Source organism: Frankia sp. AgKG'84/4, from assembly GCF_023242965.2.
In the GTDB taxonomy this organism is placed as follows: Bacteria; Actinomycetota; Actinomycetes; order Frankiales; family Frankiaceae; genus Frankia.
Genome location: NZ_JALKFU020000557.1, coordinates 1 through 3,504, shown reverse-complemented (window position 1 = coordinate 3,504; position 3,504 = coordinate 1). Strand labels below are relative to the sequence as shown.

The 3,504-nt window shown below is 73.1% G+C and carries 2 protein-coding genes; both read right to left on the bottom strand.

Annotated elements, in window-relative coordinates:
* Window positions 1-76: 76 nt before the first annotated feature.
* Window positions 77-2,563, bottom strand: coding sequence for a mannose-1-phosphate guanyltransferase (locus MXD58_RS23115; RefSeq protein WP_248840855.1), 2,487 nt, complete (start codon window positions 2,561-2,563; stop codon window positions 77-79).
* A gap of 11 nt (window positions 2,564-2,574) precedes the next feature.
* Window positions 2,575-3,240, bottom strand: a complete 666-nt coding sequence (clsA, locus tag MXD58_RS23110) for a cardiolipin synthase ClsA (RefSeq protein ID WP_248840805.1) — start codon at window positions 3,238-3,240, stop codon at window positions 2,575-2,577.
* Window positions 3,241-3,504: the final 264 nt, after the last annotated feature.

Below are 3,504 nucleotides of genomic sequence, written 5' to 3'. Positions count from 1 at the left end.
CCACACAGCCGCCGCCGTCCGCGCGCGGCGGGCCGGCGGGACCAGCCGCCGTTGCGGGCCGGCTCCTCTGTGGACGTCACGGGGCCTCGACGACCTCCGCCCAGCGCTGCAGCAGGGTATGTGCCTCGGTGAGGTCGGCGCCCTCCGCCCACAGCCGCGTGACGGCCTCGCTGGGGTCGGGCAGCACCAGCACCCAGGAGCCGTCCGGGCCGACCACCCGCGCCCCGTCGGTGGTGTCCAGGGTGTAGCCGGCGTCGGTGTCGACGGACTCGACGACGCGGCGCATCACGGTCCCCTTCGCCGCCCACGGCGTGGGCACCGAACGGCGCAGGACGGCCACCGAAGGTATCCGGGAGTCGATGGCGCTCAGCGTGAGGCGGGTCCTGGCCACCAGGGCGAGCAGTTTCACGAACGCCGCGAGGCCGTCGATGGCGGGCCCGAACTCGGGGACGACGAACCCGCCGCGCCCGTCGGCGGCGAACACCACGCCGTCCTCCCGGGCGACCGCGGACAGCGCCGCCGCCGACAGCGACGTTCTCGTCACGGTCAGCCCGTGGAAGCGGGTCACCTGGTCGGCGACCCGGGTGGTGGTGACCGGGACGGCGACTCGTGCCCCGCGGCTCTCGGCGGCGACGAGGTCGAGGAAGACCAGCAGCGCCCGGTCGTCGTCGATCAGGTCACCGCGCTCGTCGACGATGGCGATGCGCTCGCCGACGTGGTCGAAGCGGACGCCGAAGGCCGCGCCGGAACTCGCGACGAGCGCGCCGAGCCGGTCCGTGGCCCGCAGGTCGTCGGAGGCGTTGTGGGTCGGGATGACCTCGTCGAGCCGGCCGTTGACGGTGAGCACGTCGACACCGAGGCGCCCCAGCAGCGTCGGTAGCACCAGCGACGCGGACCCACCGGACGGATCGACGACGATCTTCAGGTCGGCATCGGCGATCCCGCCGGTGTCGACCCGGTCGAGCAGGTCCTGGGTGTAGAGGTCCAGCGTGCGGGCGGGGAAGCGCAGGTCGCCGATCTCGCCGGGGAAGGCGCGGCGGAACTCCTGGCGGGAGAACACCCGGTCGAGCTTGCGCTGCGCGGCCGGGGACAGGTCGTCCCCGTCGGCGTCGAGGAACAGGATGTCGATGCGCTCGGCGTCGCCGGGGGTGGTGCGGACCATGATCCCGCCGGCGGCGTTGGAGGAGCGGACGTCGAAGCGGGTCACCGGCATCGGCGCGACCTCGAGGTCGCGGATGTTGATCGCACCGGTGGTCAGCGCGCTGATCACGGCCCGCTTGAGCGCGCGGGCCGCCCGGGAGCCGTCGCGGGCGGTGGTGACGGTCGCGCCCTTGCGCAGACTCGTCGCGTACGCGGCGGCGAGGCGGACCACCAGCTCGGGCGTGATCTCGACGTTGATCAGGCCGGACACGCCGCGGGGCCCGAACAGGGTCCGCTGCCCGCGCGACTCCCAGATCACCGACGTGTTCACGACCGCGCCGGCCTCGATCGTCTTGAACGGGTACACCTTCACGTCGTGCGAGACGAACGCCTCCTCGCGGACGACGCACTCGTTGCCGATGACCGCGCCCTCCTCGATGCGGGCCGCGCGCAGCACGTCGGTGCTGCGCCCGATCACGCAGCCGCGCAGGTTTGTCTGCGGGCCGATCAGCGCGTTGTCCTGCACGATCACCCGGTGCAGGAACGCGCCGCTCTTGACCAGGACGTTGCTGCCGAGCACGGTGAACTCGCGCAGTTCGGCGCCGGCCTCGACCTTGCTGTAGTCGCCGACGACGAGCGGGCCCTTGAGCACCGCGTCCTGGTGCACCTCGGCGTCCTCGCCGATCCACACGCCCGGGGAGACCTCGAAGCCGCCGATCTCGACGTCGACGAGCCGGTTGAGCACGTCGGCCTGGGCTCGCTGGAAACTCGCGATCGTGCCGACGTCCTCCCAGTAGCCGGCGGCGACGTAGCCGAACACCGGCGCGCCGGCCTCGACGAGGCGGGGGAGGACGTCACCCGACCAGTCGACCGGCTCGCCCGGCGGGACGTGCGCGAGGACCTCGGGCTCCATGACGTAGATGCCGGTGTTGACGGTGTCCGAGAACACCTGGCCCCAGGTCGGCTTCTCCAGGAAGCGCTGGATGCGGCCGTCCTCGCCGGTGATGACGATGCCGAACTCCAGCGGGTCCGGGACACTCTTGAGTGCGACGGTGACCAGCGCGCCGTGGCGGCGGTGGTAGGCGACGAGGTCGGTGAGGTCGATGTCGGTCAGCGCGTCCCCGGAGATGACGAGGAAGGCCTCGTCGCGCAGCGCGTCCTCGGCGTTCTTCACGCTGCCGGCGGTGCCCAGCGGCGTCGTCTCGGTGGCGTAGGACAGGTGCATCCCGAGCTCGTCGCCGGCGCCGAAGTACGTCCGGATCATCGAGGCCAGGAACTGGACCGTCACGACCGTCTCGTCGAAACCGTGCCGCTTGAGCAGCCGCAGGACATGCTCCATGATCGGCCGGTTGACGACGGGGAGCAGCGGCTTGGGCAGGTTCGCGGTCAGCGGGCGCAGCCGGGTGCCCTCGCCGCCCGCCATCACGACAGCCCTCACCCGTCACCGCCCGTGCCCGCCGGCCCGCCGGCGCCGGCCAGCACCCGGGTGTGTTCCCGGTGGCGCCGGGCGAGCCCGGCGGCCTGGACGAAGTACAGGACCCCGGACCACCAGTACAGCGCCAGGCCCCAGATCGCGAACGCCCAGCCGACCGGTCGCGCCCCGGTCGCGAGCCAGGAGTCCCCGGCCGAGAGCAGCAGCAGCGGGAAGGCGTAGAGCAGGTTGAACGTCGCCGCCTTGCCCAGGTAGTGCACGGGCAGCGCCACCCCGAGGCCGATCCGCTTGAGCAGCGGCGGCAGCACGAGCAGCGCCGCGTCCCGGGCCAGCAGCAACACCGCGAACCAGACCGGCACGATCCCGCGCACGGTCAGCGCGATGATCGTCGAGAGGATGTAGAGCCGGTCGGCCAGCGGGTCGAGCAGCACGCCGAGCCGACTCGTCTGGTTCAGCGCCCGAGCGAGCTTGCCGTCGAGGTAGTCGCTGATCCCGGCGAACGCCAGGACCCCCAGGGCCGCGCCGTCCGCCTCCGGACCGAGTACCAGCCACAGGAATACCGGCACCCCGATCAGGCGCAGCGTCGACAGGGCGTTCGGGATCGTCCAGATCCGGTCCGGCGCGACCGGCTTGGACGCCGCGGACTGGGAGGTCGTCGGTGCGCTCACACGGCGTCCTGCATGCGACGTCCTCCTCCACCGGCGGGTCGGCCGGCTCGGCGGCCGCGGCCCCGCGTGGGCTGTGGCCGCGTGGTGCGGTGAGCAGCCGCTCACCGCGCCCGGTGCCCCCCGGCGCGACTGCGCGCGACGGGTCGCTCCCGCGGGGCTGCTGCGGCGCCGCATCGCCCGAACTCTGACAGGCGGGACACCCGGGTGGCGGGCCGGACACGGCTGACGGTAGCGGATGTCCGCGCCACGGGACCGCCCGGTCCC